This is a genomic window from Pseudomonas asplenii, assembly GCF_900105475.1.
GTDB lineage: Bacteria > Pseudomonadota > Gammaproteobacteria > Pseudomonadales > Pseudomonadaceae > Aquipseudomonas > Aquipseudomonas asplenii.
Map to the genome: position 1 here is coordinate 5,370,574 of NZ_LT629777.1, position 18,734 is coordinate 5,389,307.

The 18,734-nt window shown below is 61.4% G+C and carries 15 protein-coding genes and 1 pseudogene; 4 read left to right on the forward strand and 12 right to left on the reverse strand.

The features are described 5' to 3' along the window. Positions 1 to 15: 15 nt before the first annotated feature. The 8 genes from BLU37_RS23825 to BLU37_RS23860 all read right to left on the reverse strand — a co-directional run bounded on the left by BLU37_RS23825 (position 16) and on the right by BLU37_RS23860 (position 8,454). Positions 16 to 795, reverse strand: a complete 780-nt coding sequence (locus BLU37_RS23825) for a 2-keto-4-pentenoate hydratase (protein WP_090209574.1) — start codon at positions 793 to 795, stop codon at positions 16 to 18. Further along, positions 792 to 2,399 (reverse strand): bifunctional 3-(3-hydroxy-phenyl)propionate/3-hydroxycinnamic acid hydroxylase, encoded by a 1,608-nt coding sequence (locus tag BLU37_RS23830; RefSeq protein WP_090209577.1) that lies wholly within the window; start codon positions 2,397 to 2,399, stop codon positions 792 to 794. Before BLU37_RS23830 ends, BLU37_RS23825 begins: the two co-directional genes overlap by 4 nt. Before the next feature lie 62 nt (positions 2,400 to 2,461). Beyond that, positions 2,462 to 3,064: an amino acid synthesis family protein gene (locus BLU37_RS23835; RefSeq protein ID WP_010451054.1), complete on the reverse strand. Its 603-nt coding sequence runs from the start codon at positions 3,062 to 3,064 to the stop codon at positions 2,462 to 2,464. 10 nt (positions 3,065 to 3,074) lie between these two features. Next, entirely contained in the window at positions 3,075 to 3,524 is a 450-nt protein-coding gene (locus BLU37_RS23840; protein ID WP_019362888.1) for a VOC family protein, read from the reverse strand. A gap of 11 nt (positions 3,525 to 3,535) precedes the next feature. Then, on the reverse strand, positions 3,536 to 4,576 hold the full coding sequence (locus BLU37_RS23845) for a beta propeller repeat protein (RefSeq protein WP_019362889.1): 1,041 nt from the start codon (positions 4,574 to 4,576) through the stop codon (positions 3,536 to 3,538). 12 nt (positions 4,577 to 4,588) lie between these two features. After that, a complete protein-coding gene (locus BLU37_RS23850) occupies positions 4,589 to 5,383 on the reverse strand; it encodes an SDR family NAD(P)-dependent oxidoreductase (RefSeq protein WP_090209580.1) in 795 nt (264 codons plus the stop codon). Between the two features lie 27 nt (positions 5,384 to 5,410). Further along, positions 5,411 to 6,901: an aldehyde dehydrogenase family protein gene (locus BLU37_RS23855; RefSeq protein ID WP_090209583.1), complete on the reverse strand. Its 1,491-nt coding sequence runs from the start codon at positions 6,899 to 6,901 to the stop codon at positions 5,411 to 5,413. An 11-nt stretch (positions 6,902 to 6,912) separates the two neighbouring features. Beyond that, complete coding sequence (locus tag BLU37_RS23860) at positions 6,913 to 8,454, reverse strand: acetolactate synthase large subunit (RefSeq protein ID WP_090209586.1); 1,542 nt, start codon at positions 8,452 to 8,454, stop codon at positions 6,913 to 6,915. Positions 8,455 to 8,702: 248 nt separating this feature from the next. Here BLU37_RS23860 and BLU37_RS23865 point away from each other — a divergent pair, with 248 nt between their 5' ends. Then, positions 8,703 to 9,461, forward strand: a complete 759-nt coding sequence (locus BLU37_RS23865) for an IclR family transcriptional regulator (RefSeq protein ID WP_019362893.1) — start codon at positions 8,703 to 8,705, stop codon at positions 9,459 to 9,461. Between the two features lie 7 nt (positions 9,462 to 9,468). On the opposite strand, the gene BLU37_RS23870 is transcribed toward BLU37_RS23865, so the two are convergent. The 3 genes from BLU37_RS23870 to BLU37_RS23880 all read right to left on the reverse strand — a co-directional run bounded on the left by BLU37_RS23870 (position 9,469) and on the right by BLU37_RS23880 (position 13,765). Continuing rightward, positions 9,469 to 10,794, reverse strand: a complete 1,326-nt coding sequence (locus BLU37_RS23870) for an alginate export family protein (protein WP_172833051.1) — start codon at positions 10,792 to 10,794, stop codon at positions 9,469 to 9,471. A 3-nt stretch (positions 10,795 to 10,797) separates the two neighbouring features. Continuing rightward, on the reverse strand, positions 10,798 to 12,228 hold the full coding sequence (locus BLU37_RS23875; protein ID WP_090209589.1) for an aldehyde dehydrogenase family protein: 1,431 nt from the start codon (positions 12,226 to 12,228) through the stop codon (positions 10,798 to 10,800). A gap of 88 nt (positions 12,229 to 12,316) precedes the next feature. Beyond that, entirely contained in the window at positions 12,317 to 13,765 is a 1,449-nt protein-coding gene (locus BLU37_RS23880) for an APC family permease (protein ID WP_090209592.1), read from the reverse strand. Between the two features lie 343 nt (positions 13,766 to 14,108). Between BLU37_RS23880 and BLU37_RS30035 the strand changes: the two are divergent. After that, positions 14,109 to 15,302, forward strand: a pseudogene (locus BLU37_RS30035) (PDC sensor domain-containing protein); the annotation flags it as partial. A gap of 102 nt (positions 15,303 to 15,404) precedes the next feature. Beyond that, positions 15,405 to 16,160 (forward strand): methyl-accepting chemotaxis protein, encoded by a 756-nt coding sequence (locus BLU37_RS30040; RefSeq protein WP_408003686.1) that lies wholly within the window; start codon positions 15,405 to 15,407, stop codon positions 16,158 to 16,160. On the opposite strand, the gene BLU37_RS23890 is transcribed toward BLU37_RS30040, so the two are convergent. Then, positions 16,145 to 17,134: a helix-turn-helix domain-containing protein gene (locus BLU37_RS23890; protein WP_090209597.1), complete on the reverse strand. Its 990-nt coding sequence runs from the start codon at positions 17,132 to 17,134 to the stop codon at positions 16,145 to 16,147. The two genes, BLU37_RS30040 and BLU37_RS23890, sit on opposite strands and share 16 nt — an antisense overlap. Before the next feature lie 202 nt (positions 17,135 to 17,336). Here BLU37_RS23890 and BLU37_RS23895 point away from each other — a divergent pair, with 202 nt between their 5' ends. Then, positions 17,337 to 18,713, forward strand: a complete 1,377-nt coding sequence (locus tag BLU37_RS23895; protein ID WP_090209600.1) for an aspartate aminotransferase family protein — start codon at positions 17,337 to 17,339, stop codon at positions 18,711 to 18,713. The last annotated feature ends 21 nt before the right edge of the window (positions 18,714 to 18,734 follow it).

Consider the following 18,734-nt stretch of genomic DNA (forward strand, 5'->3'; position numbering starts at 1 on the left):
TGACGATAGCCAGGTTCACACGGGGGCGCTGTCCGCAGTGAAAACCAAAGCCAGTTCCGTGCCAAACATCTGCAGACGATACGTCGAAGGCTCGATATCGATCGGCGCCAACAGCGCCCCGGACAACACCACCTGCCCGGCCTCCACGGGTTGACCGTCAGCCAGCAGACGGCGAATCAACCAGCACAGATTGGCCAACGGGTTGTCCTCACGCCCCAGGGTGTTGCCCTCACCGCAGAGCACGCCTGCACACTCCAGGCGGTACGCCACATTGGCGTGCTCCACGGGATCGAAAGCAGTGCGCGGGCCGAGGCAATAAAGACCCGCCGCCGCGTTATCGGCCAGAAAGGCCCCCACGCCGAAGGTCCAGCCCTGCCAACGGCAATCGGCAATTTCAAAAGCCGGCGCCACTTCCCCGATGGCGGCCAGAATGTCCGCATCCTGGTAGTCACCCGGCGCCAGGCTGCGCCCCAGCACGATCGCCACTTCGATCTCAAGCTTGGGCTGGATCAACCGAGACAGCGCCACCGCCGTGTTCGGCCGGACACTCATGTGCTCAGTGAGGCCGCCATACACCGGCTCGTCGAGCCCCAGACGCTTTTGCGCGGCACGGCTGGCGAAAGCGATCTTCCAGCCACTGCGTTGTTCGCCTGCGGCCAGGTACCTGTCCAGCGCCTGGCGTTGCAGCGCATACCCGGCAAGCACGTCCAGTGCCTCAGGTACCAGCGGCGCAATGGCTTGCGCCGTGCGCGCGGCATGCTGCAACCGATTCAATACCTCCCTGGTGTCACTCATGACAGTTGCTCCGCCAATTTGCGCAGTACACCTTCAAGCCGCTCGGGTGTGGTAATAGCGGCGACGAACCGGTCTGGACGCACCACGACGATGCAATCGCGCACTTTGGAGAACCACTCGCCCAGGCGATTATCCACGTCCTCCACGCTGAGGGCGTCCGTGGCCGTCAAGGGTTGATGACGGCCAACGCCACTGCGCGAGCGATTGACCTGAATGAAGCGCATGTCCCAACGTGCCCAAAAAGACACCGTGTCTTCGCTCAGTTGTTCACGTGGGTTGACCCGGTACCCAAGTACCGCATAGGAATTGCCGAGCACCTCATCCAGGCGCCGACGCTGCCCTTGAGCGTCTTCGATATACGGTTGCACAAACAGCTGGCCGACCAGGTCGTCCTCGCGCAGTTCGGCACGCTCGTGATGAACCAGGCCCCTGGTGATGGTGGCCTTGGGTTTGAATTTGAACTCCAGCAAGTGCGAGCGCAGGTTGTCGACGGTGTTCACCGCCTGGAACAACCAGTCACGCACGCCGGCCATCAATGGGTTGGTCAGCCCCAATACGGCGCCCATGTTGTCGGCCAGGGCCACCAGCTCGGTGGCGTGCCCGCGGCGCTCCTGGTCGTAGCTGGCAAGGATCGCGTGGGAAGCGCGACCCTGGATGATTGCCGCCAGCTTCCAGGCCACATTGGCAACGTCGCGCAGCCCGGAGTTGAGCCCCTGCCCGGCCCAGGGCGGCGATATATGCGCGGCATCGCCCACCAGTGCCACACGCCCTTGGACAAACCGTGCAGCGACGCGTGAGTGGTGGGTATAGGCCCGTATACGGATGATGTTCAACTGATCGACCGCATCGCCGATATGCCCACGGATCAGGTCGCGGATGGTGCCCTCCTCGCACATCTTCGCCTCATCTTCGCCCTCCATCAGCATGAACTCCCAGCGCCGCTGCTGGTACGGCAGGTAGATGCACACGAAGGGCCGCTGAGGGTCGGCATGCAGTGCGGTGTAGGGGGCATCCAAGGTGTCATTGGCGGTATCGACCACCACCCATTTGCGCGGATGAGTCAGACCCAGCAGCTCGATACCGAGGGCTTTCCTTACCGTGGAGCGCCCGCCATCGGCACCGATGACATAGTCGGCGCGCAGTTGATAGACCTCGCCCCGGGCATCACGCACCTGCAAGCTCACCCCCTCGCCATCCTGCTCCAGTTCGAGCATTTCATGGCCTTGGCGCAAGGTGACACTGCTGCGCTGTACCAGGGTTTCGCGCAGCGTGCCTTCAAGCAACTGCTGCATGAAGATATTGCGCATTGGCCAACCGTAATGGGCGGTGCTCGGTTTGACCTCGGCAAAACAGACACCGCGCGCGTTGTAATAGCGCAGCGGCACATCGCAGATCATGTCACGCGCGGCCAGTTCGGCGATGCCGATACCCTGCAGCACACGCAGCGCCTCATCATCCATGCCCACCGCGCGCGGGTAAGGCAGTATGCAGTCGGCAAGTTCAAGGACGACGCAGTCGACACCGTACATCCCCATATAGTGCGCGGCTGTGATTCCGTTCGGCCCGCCGCCGACAATGACAACCTGGGTCTTCTCCTGCTTCATCGCTATTCACCGCTTTCTTGTTGTGGTTTCAATCACGCATCGCCGAAGCCGCACGCCTGTAATCAGTGCAGCCCGTCCAGCCCTTTGACATCTTCAGCCTGCAGACCGCCCAGCCTTGCATGCAAGCGACCACGGGTGGCGAAAGCCCAGATCACGATCACTTCATCCGGCGCAGGACCATCACCGAACATCAGCGACAGGCTGTCGTAGTGGGAACGCACATACAGGGCATCCTTGTGGGCCAGCGGTACATCAATGGTTGAACCCGGGCCGCCGCGCTTGCCGGTGGAAGGCACCCAGGACTTGCCGCCACCGAGCGCCAGGCGTACCGGATCGGCGGCCGGGTTGGTCAGGAATGCGTTGCCATGTTCGTACTCGCCCTGGCTGCCCACCAGGCACGCCTTGCCATAGCTGACAATGTCACGGGAGGCGGCCAGCGCCTGGATACGACGACCGAACTCTTCACCCAACAGTGGCGAGGGCTCGACCAGTTCAGCCAGCGATTCGCTGTAGCGACCGGCATAGGGGTTGGCGATCACCGCAGCGACCGCGTATTTGAACAGCGGCTCGCCATCGGCCAACTGGCCGCTTTCGTTGGCCAGGGTTTCTTCGACAAAGCTGTACCATTTGCGGATGTGATAGGTAGCAAAATTCGCGATTTTCATCAGGGTTGCCTCAAAGTGGGTCCAGTTTGAAATGTCGGCTCGGCGCACCAGCGGCCTTGAACCGGGCCTTACCGAGCGCATCGTCGTGTTCGGTTTCGAGGAAAAATTCCATGCGATTGCCGTCAGGGTCGTTGAAGTACACGCCATGGCCGATCTCGTGATCGGTGATCTTCACCACCTCGACGCCCTTGCCCAGCAACATGCCGTAGAGCTGACGCAGGGTGGTCATATCGCCGGCGATTTCCAGCCCATAGTGTTGCAGCCCAAGTCCGCCCTGATGGGCGCCAGGGTCTGCACGAATCAAGGCGATGTCGTGGTGCTTGCCGCCAAACGCCATCATCACCCAGCTCTCGCCTCGGGCACTTTCGTGCATGCCCAGGATGTCGGCGTACCAGCGCGCCGACACGTCAGGATCAGTGACCCAGAGCGATAAATGGGTACGCAGGATCTCGACCTTCATGGCGATATACCTCAGGGCTGTTTGACGATGGATTGATGCCCGGCCTTGATCTGCGCCACGGCAGGTGTCCAGAGCACATCGGCGATCTCACTGAACTCGCGCCAATGCTTGTGCCAGCCATCACCGCCATTGTCGGACGTGAACAGGTGCCCATACTTGGTCCCCGCCACGATCTGTCGCGGGTTAGCCGGGTTGAAGGCAATCGCCCAGACACAGGAGTTGGGCTGCTGCGGCAGGGGCAGCACGGTCCAACTGAGCGCGGCATCCCGGGACACCAGGATCTTGCTGGTGGTGCCGGGCGTGCCATCGGAAATACTCAGGTACAGCTCGTTCTGCGTACCCAACGGCGCGTTCATGGCACGCAGGTAGTACAGACCGAAAGCTTCGCGGCCGATGATGCCGGTCCAGGTCAGCCCCTCATCCAGGCTGCGATAGACCGCATTGACGCAGACCACCACGATGACCTTCGCACCGTGATTGGGCAGTACCACGATGTTGTGGATGTCCGAGTTGTAGTCCCACAACAACCGGTCGTCGACGCGAGTCCAATGGTCGCCGCCGTCGCGGGAATGGAACAACCCGCCCTCCTCAAGGCCGAACCACAGCTGGTTGCGGTCGCCAGGATCATAGGCGAAAGCCAGCAGGCGCGGACGACTGACGCCTTCGCAGAACTCCGGGATTTCCACCGGCGCGCGATCCCAGCCAAGGCCACCATCCAGGGTCCGCCATAACACGGCGCGCGAAGGCGCACCGGTGCCGACGAATATCCGTTGGGCGTCCTGAGGGTCGACGGCGACTTTCCACACCGTCTGCCCATTGAACGGCGAATCGACCCGCTGCCAATGGCCACCGGTGTCATGGCTGACGCACAAGCCTACGTCCGTACCGGCATAGATCACCTCGGGCGCGTCAGGATGAAAGCTCAGGGATCGGGTGATTGCATCGAACTCAAGGTCCTGTCCCAAGCCCAGGCGATGCCAGCTACGGCCATCGTCGGCACTGCGGATCACCGCTTGCCCGACGGTGGCCACCAGAAAGGTTCCGTCACTCATCACTGATGCTCCTCAGATATAGATGCCACGGGTCAAACCGCCATCGATGCCGATGGATTCACCGGTCACCGCACCCGCCTTGGGCGACGCCAGGAAACCAATCAGCCAGCCCATTTCAATCGGTGCGAGGGTCCGGCGAATCGGTGTGGAATCGATGTAGGCATGCTCGACCTGTTCTGCGGTCTTGCCCTGCTTGAGCGCTTCGCGTTCGTACAGTTCCTGGATATGCGGGGTGTCGACGACGCCTGGGTGAATCAGGTTGACCGTGATCCCCGAAGGCCCCAACTGGTCGGAGAGGGTTTTGGTCATGTGGGCGATCGCCAGATTGCGCATCCCCGAGAGCACTTTGCTGCTGCGCCCGGTGAGCCCGCCGATATTGATGATCCGACCAAAGCCGGTGGCTTTCATGTGCGGGGTCACGGCCTTGGCGCAGCGGAAGTAGCCGATCACCTTGGTGTTGAGGTCCGACAGCAACTCATCGTCGCCAGCGTGCTCGATATCATTGCGTACGACACCAGACGGCGCCGCCGCGCCATTGACCAGAATGTCGATACGGCCAAAATGCTTGTAGGCGGCCTCGACCATCTCCGATACCGCCGACATGTCATTGGTGTCGCAGAACAGCGGCAGCACTTCATTGCCGGTCTGTGCGCTGATCTCTTCGGCAGCCAACTGCAGGAACGACATGCGACGTGCACAGATCACCACCTTGCAGCCTTCTTCAGACAGAAAACGCGCCACTTCCTTGCCGATGCCCATGCCGCCACCGGTGACAATGGCCACGCGGCCTTTCAATTCCAGATCCATAGCAATTACCTCGTGTGATTATTCAGTTCAGGCCAGATCGACAAACACGCTTTTGGTCTCGGTGTAGGCATCGATCACGTTTTTCCCCATTTCCCGGCCCCAGCCGGATTGCTTGTAGCCACCGAACGGTGAGGCTGCATCGACCACGTTCCAGCAGTTGATCCACACCGAGCCCGCCTTGAGCTGAGCCGCCACGCGGTGCGCCGAACGCAGGTCACGGGTCCACAGGCCGGCCGCCAGGCCATAGGGCGAATCGTTGGCACGCAGCACCAGGTCATCGATTTCGCTCCAGCACATGACGGTCAGCACCGGGCCGAAAATCTCTTCGCGGGCGACGCAGGCACGCTCGGCGCGATCAAGAAACACGCTGGGCGCAATGAAGTGGCCGCGCTCCAGGTGGGCGGGACGCCCGCCACCGCAGATCAGCTCGGCGCCCTCTTCCTGGCCTCGTTGCAGGTAACCCTTGACGGTGTTCAATTGGCGACCCGAGACCAACGGCCCCATGCTGCTGGCCGGATCCAGACCGTTACCCAGGACATGAGCGGCGGCATGACGCTCCAGCTCCTCCAGCACCTGATCCAGCACACTGGCGTGGACGTATAACCGCGAGGCTGCGGTGCATACCTGGCCCTGGTTGTAGAAAATGCCGTCGGCGGCGCCCTTGGCCGCGCGCACGATATCGGCGTCCGGCAGGATGATGTTCGGCGACTTGCCGCCCAGCTCCAGCGAGACCTTTTTCATGTTGCTGGTGGCCGCTTGCGCGATCAGCCGACCGACCTGGGTCGAGCCGGTAAAGGCAATCTTGTCGACATCGGGATGCTGAGCCAGCGGCGCGCCCGTCTCGGCCCCCAGACCGGTCACCAGGTTGACCACCCCGGCCGGGAATCCGGCGGTCTCGATCAACTGCACCAGTCGAATCGCAACCAGCGGCGTCTGCTCGGCGGGTTTGAGCACCGCCACACAACCGGTCGCCAACGCCGGGCCGAGCTTCCACACGCACATGTTCAACGGGAAGTTCCACGGCACGATCAGCGCACACACACCCACCGGCTCACGCAACGTGTAGTTGAGCATCGGGGCACCGCTGGCCGGCGATACGGGCAGCGTGCTGCCTTCGATTTTGGTCGGCCAGCCGGCGAAGTAACGCAGGATGGTTGCCGCACTGGCCGCCTCACCACGCGCGGCGGCGATAGGCTTGCCGTTCTCCAGGGTGATCAACTGCGCCAGCTCCTCGCGGTGCTGATCCAGCAGGTCCGCCAAGCGGAACAGCAACAGGCCACGCTGGGCGGGAGACTGCAGCGCCCAGGCGCCGTTGAACGCCGAGCGCGCGGCGGCAACAGCCGCATCCACATCGCGCGCATCGCCCTGGGCGACTTCGGTCAGGGTTTCTTCTGTCGCCGGGTTCTCCACGGCAAACCGCCGGCCTGTGGCAGCATCCTGCCAACTGCCGCCGATAAACAGGCGGCCCGGTCGAGACAAAAAGGCCTGGACAGCCGGCAGCACGTCAAACTGTTTCATCATCGACTCCTTCACAGCGCCATTTCGATCAGGCAAGGACCACCGTCGGCACTGGCGTTGGCCAGCGCCCGGTGCAGTTCGGCATTGGTATTGACCGTGCAGGCCGGCACGCCATAGCCTTTGGCCAGAGCCTTCCAGTCAATGCGCGGGCTATCGAGCACCGTCAGGCGCAGGGCCTGCGGATCCATTTCGGTCATGCCGAAACGCCGCAGTTCGTTCTGCAAAATGGCGTAGCGATGGTTGGCGGCAATCAGGATCACCACCGGCAACTGCTCGCGGGCGATGCTCCACAGGGTTTGGATGGTGTACTGGGCGCTGCCGTCGGATTGCAGGCAGAACACGCGATTGCCCCGCTGCGCCAAGGCGGCGCCGAACCCCACCGGAATACCCTGACCAATCGCGCCACCGGTATTGGTCAATACCCGATGCCGCGCGGCGCGGGCGGAGGCGGTGAAAAATGGATAACCGCAAGTGCCGCCTTCGACCGAGACAATGCTGTCGTGCGGCAGTGACGCAGCCAACACTTGCCCGATGGACTGCGGTGTGAGTTCGCCATGCCCGGGCGGCAGCTCGATACCCTGCGGGGTCGGCACATGGGCAGGCGCACCCAAGGCATCGGCCAGCGCGGTCAACGCACCGGCAATATCGTCACCGACATCGGCCAGCGCCAACAGACGCTCACGCTCGGCGAGACGCGACGGTATGCCTTCGTAACCGAAATAACTGATGGGCTCCGGCACGCCCGCGCAGACGACCAGGTCGTACTGTTCGAGAATTTCAATCGCCACTTCCGGGAAATACGGCAGGCGATCCAGGTCCGGCAAACCGCCGCCACGGTAGCTGAGCCGTGGAAAGGTCTCGGCAAACAAACGCACGCCAGGCAGTTGGGCCAAACGACCCGCTGCCTCCAGGCCCGCGACCGACAAACCCTCATCGCCGACGATGAACACCAGGCGCTGGCCGTCACGCAGTGCCTGTGCCACGACCTCGACCCGATCACCGGCAAACCGGCGAACCGGCGCGCGCAACGCTGCGAACACGCCGTTGTGCGCCACGGCCTGGGCTTGCAGGTCCATGGGCAGGATCAAACTGGCGATTTGCCCTTTGGCCTGCCACGCCGCGCGCACCGCTTCCTGCAAATCCTCACCGATACCCGACGCCGTGCGCGAGGTGCGCACCCAGCCGGAGACAGTACCGGCCAGGGCCTGGATGTCACTGGCCAATGGCGGATCGTAGTTGACATGCCATGAGGCGTGATCGCCGATGACATTGACGATGGGGGTATTGGCACGACGCGCGTTGTGCAGGTTGGCGATGCCATTGGCAAAGCCTGGGCCCAGGTGGGTGAGGGTCATCGCCGGTTTGCCAGCGATCCGGCCATAGCCATCGGCAGCGCCGGTGCATACCCCTTCAAACAGCGACAACACCGGCTTGAGAGACGGTGCGCTGGCCATGGCCGCCACCAGAGGAATCTCGGTGGTCCCGGGGTTGGCGAAGCAGTACTCGATACCGCTTGCCGCTGCCGCATTCACTATCAGTTGCGCACCATTCATTTTCAGCCCTCTTGCTTGAGCATTTGCAGTGATGAGATTTATCACACACAAAAAACCAATCAACAAGCATTTTATTTATATTTGTCTCAAATATTGAGATTAATACGGTTTTTATTGCTCATAAAATCGACTCGATATTGCGTTTTTCTCTCACTGCGGTAGTGTTGCGCCAGCGCTTGGCACTCGCGCGGATTGCCTGATCAACACCGCTACGCAACAAACACCCTTCCCTTTCTTTTAGGAACACAATGAGCAGCCTGAGCAAATTGCTGAGTGTCCTGGACCTGTTCGGTCCACAGACGTTGAAGATCGACCCCGACACCATTGCCGAACGCATGGGCCTGTCACGGGCGACCGTGTACCGCTACGTCAAGGACTTGTGTGACAGCGGCCTGCTGACTCGCGTGGACGCTGGCAGTTACGGCCTGGGGCCGCGTGTCATCGAGCTGGACTGGATGATGCGTCAGTACGATCCGATCCTCCTCGCCGGGCGCGAGTTGATGCACGAACTGTCCGCACAGACGGGCCTGGCGGTGTTTGCCAGCGTGTTTTATGACGGGCGCATCATCAACACCTACATTGCCGAACCCACCGACACCTATCACTTCGCGTTCGGGCGCGGGCAACCGTTACCGTTCTTTCGAGGGGCACAATCGAAGGTGTTGATCGCCTTTCAGAAAGGCCGCCGCCTGCAACGCCTGTTCGACGAGCACATGGCCAACGACCCCGACAGCCCGTATGACTGGGCAGGCTTCTCCAGGGCCGCAAAAAAGATCCGCAAGGACGGCTACTGCCTGACCCACGACGAACTCAACCTGGGCCTGACCGGCATCGCCGCCCCCATCATCCAGGCCGACATCGACGAAGTGGTCGGCAGCCTGTCGGCCGTCGGCAACACCCAAAGTTTCAAGCTGCTGCGCCAGGAAACCGTTGTCGAAATGGTGATGGATACGACACGACGGATAGCCGAAAACATGCGCAATCCGCCGCCCTCTGCTGCCCTCTAGCCGATGATCAGAACGGCACGGCCACCGTCAACTGGCTGTACAGGTTGGTGCCATTGCCGCCGACTTGATTGCCACCTGTGGTCGAGTCCTGCTTGGGTTTGTAGAGCCCCACCAAGGGCGTGATGATCAAGTGCGGGTTGACCGCCCACTCGGCGTACACATCCAGCTCGTTGCCGTTGAGGTTCAGCGCATTGCTTTTACGTACCGTGGCGTAATCGAAGTACAGCGCACCCAGGGTCAGGTTTTCCAACGGAGTTGCCTTCAGCCCGACGTGCTGGATGCTGGTATTGGTGTTGAACGGCCCGGCGTAGTTGCCGGCCACCTCACCCTGGAACCAGGTGCCGTAGCCCATGCTCAAGCCGGTGAACAGCGCATCCCACTTCTGCGAATAGCGGGTATAGCGATAGGTCACCTTCGGCGCCCAGGGGGTGTCGGCGAAAGTGTAGCCCGCTTCACCGTACCAGGCTTTCTCGGGGCCCGTGTCTTTGTCCTGCCAGGCATACTCGAACGCCAGGCTGACGTTCTTGATCCCCGCATCGCCCTCACCGCGCACGCTGTAGACGTTCATGCCCTTGCGCTGACGCTGAAAGTCGCTGGCCCACTGATCGTTCACGTCGATGCCATGTATCCAGGTCAACCCGATCGTACCCGGCTGGGTGGTGTAATCCAGGGTACCGGCTGCCAGTTCGGTTTCAGCCTGGACACGGTTGTCGGACTTGAGCCACAACAGGCTGCCATGCAGGCCATCCTGACCGCCCAGGCGCAATACCGCAGTTTGATCGAACGCATGCCGGGCTGCCAGATAATAGGCGCCCCCACGGTTCATGGTTCCATTGGCCGGGCCCTTGCCCAGGTTAAGACCATCATCGTTGATCAGGAACCCTCGACCCACCTTGACGACTTGGCGGCCGCCGGAAATATCGACCCCGTCCTTGCCCAGCGCGGGAAACAGATCACCGGAACGCCAGCCCAGGTAGGCGTCTTCTATCTTTGTTGTGCGCTCGGTGCCGAGGGAATTGCCACCGGGATCGCCATCACCCCAGGTGGCAGAACTGACCAGGGCAAATGCCCCGTACGCGGTGCCATTGCCGCCCAAGGCCTGGTCGCCGCTCAAGCCATATTTGATATAACCCTCACGCCAGCTGGAACCACCTGAGGTGCCATCGTAGTTCTTGCGACTGTTGAACTGGCCGTACACAGCCGTCATGTCCGCGTTGAGATGACGACTTTCATCACTGTACAGCTCATAGGCGTGCGCCTGATGGGTAGCGCCAAGCGCCAATGTGCACACAAGCGTGCACCCGAATACGGGGTTACCGGATGGATATCGCATGGTTCAAGCTCCTTGTTCAGCATCACGTTTACACACGAACAACAGTTGCTGGCCGGTGAATTCCAGTAGCCCCTCCAGACCGAACTCGACGCCGAACCCCGACATCTTGCTGCCACCAAACGGTGTGTTCGGCTGGATCTGCGCGTGGCAGTTGACCCAGGCAACGCCGCTCTCCAGGCGACTGGCCAAGGCCTGCGCCTGCTCGACATCCGGCCCCCAGACGGAGCCGCCCAGGCCCATGTCACCGGCATTGGCACGCTGCAGTACATCCTCGACATCCTGGTAAGCGATCAAGGGCAAGACGGGCCCGAACTGCTCCTCGTCGACCAGACGATGTCCGTCGGTCACGTCCGCGACCAGCGTGGGCGGATAGAAAAATCCGGGGTGCTGCAAGCGCGTACCACCGCACAGCACCCGCGCACCGTTGGCCCGTGCGTCGGCGACCAATGCCTCCACAAGTTCCAGTTGTTCAAGGTTCTGCACCGGCCCGAAGGTGACACCCGCCTCAAGACCATCACCCACCACCTGCCGCGCCGCAATGCGCGTCAACGCATCGGCAAAGGCCTGGTACTGCGACTCATGGATGTACAGGCGCTTGAGAGCCGCGCAGGTCTGGCCCATGTTCAGGAAGGCGGCCTGGAAAATATCTTCAGCTACCGAGTCAACGGGTGTGCCCGGCAATACGATTGCCGCGTCGTTGCCACCCAACTCCAGGGTCAGGCGCTTGAGATTGCCGGCGGCGCCACGCATTACACTTTGTCCGGTGGCGGTGGAGCCGGTGAAGACAATCTTCTGGATGCCGGTGTGTGCGGTGATCGCACTGCCGAAACCCTGCTCCCCCGTCACGCAGTTGATCACGCCGTGAGGCACATGGCGGGCAATGATTGCCACCAGGCCCAAGGTGCTCAACGGCGTCAGGCTCGACGGTTTGCTGATCACGCAGTTGCCGGCACGCAGCGCCGGCATGATGTGCCAGACGGCAATCATGAACGGCCAGTTCCACGGGGTGATCGACGCCACGACCCCCAAGGGTTTGCGATGCAGTTCGACCCGTTGGGTCGGGGTTTCTTCCACCAGTTCCACGGGAATCTCTTGCGCGGCTGCATAACGGGTCCAGGCGGCGGCCCCCATGACCTCGGAAAACGCCAACTCCAGCGGTTTGCCCTGCTCCAGTACAATCAACCGAGCCAGCGAGTCAGCTTCACGCTCGATATCTACCGCGATTGCCAGCAAACGCTCACAGCGGTCAGGGTGAGTGCTGTGCCGCCAGCTTTTGAATGCGGCCTGCGCAGCCTCCACCGCCTGGTCGAGTTGTCCCAGGGAGCCCGCCGGGCATTGGGCAAATGCCGCACCGGTGGCCGGATTGATGACGTCAAACTGCCCCTGTTCACCGGCGACCTGAGCCCCGTTGATGAGCATCTTGTAATTATTCATTTGCAACCTTCCTTTCACACGCTGACGAGCCAGGCCGAGGAACGGCTGACCGCTATTGTCCAGAGAATCGGGGGTATCGAGGATTGCCTCAGAGCTTGTGGCTGCCCAAGGCGAGAAAGCGTTGTGGCGAGATTTTTCGCAGGCGCGCAGCGAGCACAACGCCGATGATCAGGGCCACGGGAATAATGGCGCAGAGACTATAGGACAACAGTTGGCTGGCACCGGTCAGCACATCGAAATGCACCACGGCCAGCACTAATACGAGCACCAACGCCAGGCACGAAAACCCTGGCAGGATGCGCCCGCGCCAGAGCCCTACGCCCAGCTCGGGATGACGGTAGAAGTAGGCGCACACCGCAACCGAGGTCAGCGCCATCAGCAAGATGACGCAGAGTGTGGCAAGGTTGGAGAGCCAGGCGAACAATTGCAGAATCGGGTCGGCATCCATCGCCGCGAAAAACAGTACCACCACCGCTGCAATCAGGCTCTGCAACGCCGACCCCATATGCGGGCTCTGATGCACTCGGTGAGTGGTGCCCAACAGACTGTGCAACAAACCGTCACGGCCAACGGCATAGAAATAACGCGCGGCGGCGTTGTGAAACGCCAGCAGCCCGGCATAGGTACTGACCATGAACAGCACACGGATAATCTGCGTCAGATGCGGGCCGACAAAGTGGTCAGACATGCCATAGATAAACGTGGTCGGGTCTTGCAGGGCCTGGAGCATCGGTACGATCTTGTCCGCGCCCACGCCAACGATCATCGACCACACCGACAGCGCATAGAACCCACCAATCAACAGCACCGAGCAGTAAGTGGCAATCGGGATAGTGCGCTGCGGATCCTTGGCCTCCTCGCCATAAATGGTCGTGGCTTCGAAGCCGATGAAGGCCGCAAAGCAGAACAGCAGGCCGATCGACGGAGTGCCACTGAATACGTGGCTACGATCAAAGGCGTCAAGGTTGATGCCACTGTCACCGCCGGATTTGAGAATGGCAATATCCAGGATCAGAATCGCCAGGTACTCGGCAATCACCACCACCGAGAGCACCCGCGCGGACAGATCGATCTTGCGATAACCGAGTATCGCAATGCTTGCCATTGCCATCAGCGAGTAAGACCACCAGGGCAGCACCAGCCCGAACACACTTGCCATGGTGCCACTGACGACTCCGCCGAACATACCGTACAGCGCGACCTGGAGAATGTTATAGGCAAACATCGCCAACACTCCGGCAGCACCACCGGCCAGGCCGCCCAGACCACTGGCAGTGAACGCATAAAAGCCGCCGGCGTTGGTCAGGTGGCGGGACATGGTGGTGTAACCCACCGAAAACGCCAACAGCACCGCCAGGGCCAGGAGCAGCAAGGCCGGAGTCCCGGCACCGTTGCCCAGCATGATGCCGATCGGAAAACCACCGGCAATCACACTCAGCGGGCTCGCCGCCGACACCACGAAGAAGATGATGAAGCCCACACCCAGGGCGCCACGCTTGAGCTCCGTGGAGCCGTTGACCGGAATAGATACACTCATTTTATTAACCTTATTGTATGAGGCAGTCGCTTTAGGGGTGGCCCGAAAAACTCCATCGGTGCCGGTTAGCGTTTTGTTTTAGTTGCGCGCTGAATTTGATGCTATGCCCGCCCCCAATCCCCTCGCTATCCCAAATCGGTAACATTCGAAGCGCCGCCCCAAAACAGTTCAACCCGCCGCTGACAACCCGAAAGCTGTTGCCGATTCGGGATAGTCGCCGCCCGCCCCCTGCCCGCATGCTAACGTCGCCCGCGCTCTACCCCGGATGCCGGCAAACACAATAAGAGCGAGGGCTCGGTCCGCCCCCCAGCGTCGCCAAATCCCTCAGTAGGAAGCCCCAGCCATGCGTCTCACTCACCTCACCATTCAATGGCGAATCACCCTGCTGAGCGGGCTCTGCCTGTTGGCGGTGGTGGGCGCACTCATAGGCGCCAGCGTGTACCAGAATCAGACCAGTGCAACGCTGCTCAAAGAGCAAAGCAGCCAGTTGCTCGGGCAGGCGGCGTTAGAGCGCTTGCAAGCTCAGGCCGTCGCACATGGCCAACAGGTGGAGCGTTTTTTCAACGAAACCGCGTTGTATGGCGAAGGGTTCGCGCAGCAGGTGCTCCAACTGCGCAGTCAAACGCTCAATGGGCGCCTCACGGTCGAGCAATTACGTGAAACACTGATCAGCGCGGCCCGTGAAACACTGAAAAACCGTGAAAAAGTCCTGGGGCTGTACGTCATCATGCTGCCCGATGCACTGGCCGGTGCCGACGCCGAGTGGCACGACCAACGCGCCCTGGCGGGGAATGAAACGGGCCGATTTGCGCTGTATTGGTCACAGAGCCAGCCCGGGCGGTTGGTACAGGAGGTACTGACCGAGGCACAAATCAGCACCAACACCGCACCGCCCGGCAGCCCAGCGGCAAACCTCTGGTACACCTGCCCCCAAGCGCAAAAACGGACCTGTGTGGTAGAGCCCTACACCAGCGAAGTGGAAGGTCAAAACGTCCTGATGAGCAGCATTTCTGTACCCCTGATCGTCAACGGCAAGGCAATCGGCGTGGTTGGCATGGACGTCAGCCTCAATACCTTGCAAAAACTGGCTGCCAACCTCGGCCAGGACCTGTATCAGGGCAACAGTGAAGTGACCATTCTGTCGGCCTCGGGCCAAGTGGCAGGACGCAGTGGTGAGGTCACGGGAGACACTTACGATATACGCCAGGCCGTGCAAACCGTGACGGGCGATCCCCCCTGGCAACTGGTGATCAAGGTCCCGCAAGCCTTGGTGCAAGCCCCGGCGCGACACATGCAAAGCGAACTGGACGACAAGCGCCGTGAGTCCAACTGGCTCAACCTCGGCCTTGGCATCGTTGCCAGCAGCCTGGGCATGTTGCTGATCTGGCTGGCCGCTTATGGCGTGACACGCCCCCTGCTCAGGATGGCCGGGCTGCTCGATGCCATCGTCGAGGGCGACGGTGACCTTACCCAACGTCTGCCCGCCGGACATCACGACGAACTGGGTCAGCTATCCGATGGGTTCAACCGTTTCCTGGACAAGTTGCAGCCCATCATCCGCAACATTCAAGCCGCGTCCCTGGATACCCGCCACAGCGCCGATACGTCGTCGGCGATTGCCCGGGAAATCAGCGCGGGCATGCAGCGCCAGTATCATGAGGTGGAACTGGCGGCTACCGCACTGCACGAAATGAGCGCCAGTGCCCAGGAAGTCGCCCGCCACTCCCACAGCGCCGCAGATGCCGCGACCGCCGCAGAAAGCGCAAGCCGATCAGGCCAGTCCGTGTTTTCCGCGGTCGAGCGCAGTATTGTGAGCCTGGATGAACGTTTGGAAAGCACCCTCAAACACGTCAACGCACTCGCCGATAGCAGTACCCAGATCGGTCAGGTACTGGACGTCATCAGCAGCATCGCACAGCAAACCAACCTGCTGGCCTTGAATGCGGCCATCGAAGCGGCCAGGGCTGGCGAGCAAGGACGCGGTTTCGCGGTAGTGGCCGATGAAGTCCGACACCTGGCCAGCAACACCCAGCATTCGGTCGAACAGGTGCGCAGCGTGATCGAGACCCTGCAACAGCTGAGCCTTGAGGTGGTACAAGGTACCCAACTGAGCCGCGAGCAAGCCGGCGGCAGCGTGATTCAGGTACAACAGACCCGGGTGGCACTGGAGAGTATTTCCAAGGCCGTGGACATGATCGAACAGATGAATCAGCAGATCGCCAGCGCGGCCCTGGAGCAGAGCAGCGTCGTGGAAGACATCAGCCATCGGGTCAGTGACATTCGCGGTATCAGTGAAACCCTCACCCACCGGATGAACGATGCGTCAAAGGCCAGTGACGCACTGCATCAAATGGCCAATCACCAAGAGCAACTGGTCGGTCATTTCCGGGTGTAAGGGACAAGCGCGGCAGTGCAGCCGGCGAGGGTCGCGCGGGCAGTATGAGACGGCAATTCCGCAAACAGAGCCTGGTACTGCGCCGCAAAATGGCTCAGGTGATAGAAGCCCCACTGGGCAGCGGCATCACCGATCGAGAGGTCGGCTGCACGGGTGGACATCAAGGTCCGCCGTACGCCGTTGAGCCTTACGGAGCGCAAGTAATTGAGCGGGGTCATCTCGGCCACCGAGTGAAAGCTGTTCTGTATCGTGCGTCGACTCACCTGGAGTCGCTGGCACAACTCGGTCACGCTGGGCACGTTGATCATTTGCGCAGTCGCCATGCGGTGGCATTTTTCGACGATGAAACTGCGCGTGGAGCTGGGAATGCGCTGCTGCTTGTCACAGGCCGGATCGGTCATCAGTTGCAACAGCTCGCCGAGCATGGCCTGCTCCAGCGCCAACTCCCGATCTGGCGTACTGTCGAGATCTTCCTGCGTCAGGGCCTGGGAGAACAACGCGAGCAATCGGCTCCGAGCCTGCGTGAAGCGCTGGGGAGAAACCCGGATCACCGGCTGGCGCAGCAACAGCTTGAGTTCCTTCGCCGACGCCGTTCGCTCCAGCGCCTGCTCGAACAATTCACGCTCGAAGGTGATGGACAGCAGCTCCATCCCCATCGGCATGTGGAACATGAACTCCTCGCCACCGTGAAGAAAGAACAGGCTGCTGTCATCCACCTCTCGCCCCTGCATTCGAATCGAACCCGGAACGTTGATCGGTACGGCAAAGCACATCTTGCCCTGAGGTGATACGCCGTGCTGCACGACACGCTGGTTGATCCGTTCGAGAAACAAGTGACTATCGGCCGTCGTCAGTTGCATGAGCGAACTCTCGGCCGAGCCGGCGGTTAACTGGCTGTAGTCCTGACTCCACTGCTGGACGGTGGCCGCATGAACATGGATGTCATGAAAATGGCTGATCGTCTGGTTTCTCATGGGGTCGCAAGCCTCGGCCAATATTCCTGTGTTCAGATCGCCCTCGCGTTTGATATTCGCACATAGCACAAGTCCTGCAAGCTGTTTGTGGAATCGACCTGGCGCTGGAATGTACGTGCTCATGTGCCGATTCGGGTTACCGGCCCGGAACCTGCCCCGCAGATGATCGGCCTACCTGAATCAACATTCCAGAGAGACCGTCATGAGTGAATCCACCCTTGAATCCCTGCACTTCGCGGATGCTCCGCGGATTATCTCCAGCACCCTTCCCGGCCCCAAGACCAGTGCAGCCCTGGCGCTGTCGGCGAATACCGAGTCGATGGCACGCGGCGGCGGACGCATGCCGGTGGCCATGGACCGGGCGTTCGGCGCAACCTTCATAGACCCGGACGGCAACACCTACATCGACCTGTCCGCCGGCGTCGGTGTCAGCAGCGTGGGCCGGTGTCACCCGAAAGTGGTGCAGGCCATCCGCGACCAATCCGAAGTGCTGATGCACGCCCTGGAAATCAACAGCACCCGACGCACCGAGCTGGCCGCCAAACTCTCCGAAATCGCCCCCGACGGCTTGCGTGGCGACTGCATCACCTTCTTCACCCAAAGCGGCAGCGATGCGCTGGAGGCCGCGATCAAATTCGCCAAGCGCATCACCGGGCGGCACCAGATCATCGCTTTCCATGGTGGCTACCACGGTGTCTGGAATGCCTCGGGCGCTCTGACCACAGGCACGGCCTACCGTAAAGGCTATGGCGCCCAGATGGGCGGAGTGATTCATGCACCCTACCCTTATGCCTACCGCTTCCCCTTCGATACCACCCATAAAAGCGCCGAACAAATCGCCGGCGACTACGTGGACTACCTCCTGAACACGCCCTACACCGCCGCCGACGATGTGGCTGCGGTGATCGTGGAGCCGGTGCAGGGCGAAGGTGGCTACGTCCCTCCCTCACCGGAATTCCTCCAGCTTCTGCGCAAGGCCTGTGATCGCAGCGGGACGTTGCTGATTGTCGATGAAGTGCAGTCCGGCGCGGGCCGCACCGGCAAGATGTGGGCCGTCGAGCACTCCGGTGTGAAGCCCGACATGCTGACCTTCGGCAAGGGTATCGGCAGCGACCTGCCGATGGCGGGCCTGATCATGCGCTCGGACCTCGCGGCCAGGATTCCTGACGGATCGATGCCCAATACCTTCGCCGCCAACTCACTGTCCGCCGCGGTGGCGCTGACCAACATCGGCATCCTCCAGGATCCGGAACTCGACCTGCTCAATCGCGCGCACACGCTGGGGCAGGAGGCGCAGACCTACATCCGGGGTTTCAACAGCCCGTTTGTGGGTGAGGTACGTGGCCGCGGCCTGATGATCGGTATCGAACTGGTCGAGGACCCAAACACCAAGGCACCGCTGGAACCGCACAAGATCGGCCAGCTCATGGGTTATCTGCTGAACCACGGGGTGCTGATGATTCCGTGCGGCCGCTACAGCAACGTCATGCGTGTCATGCCCTCGTTGACGATCTCGCGCTCGCTGTTCTTCCGGGCACTGGACATCTTCCGTGATGCCCTGGCCTCCCTCGAGGCCTGAGCCGGGTATATCCGAGCACTC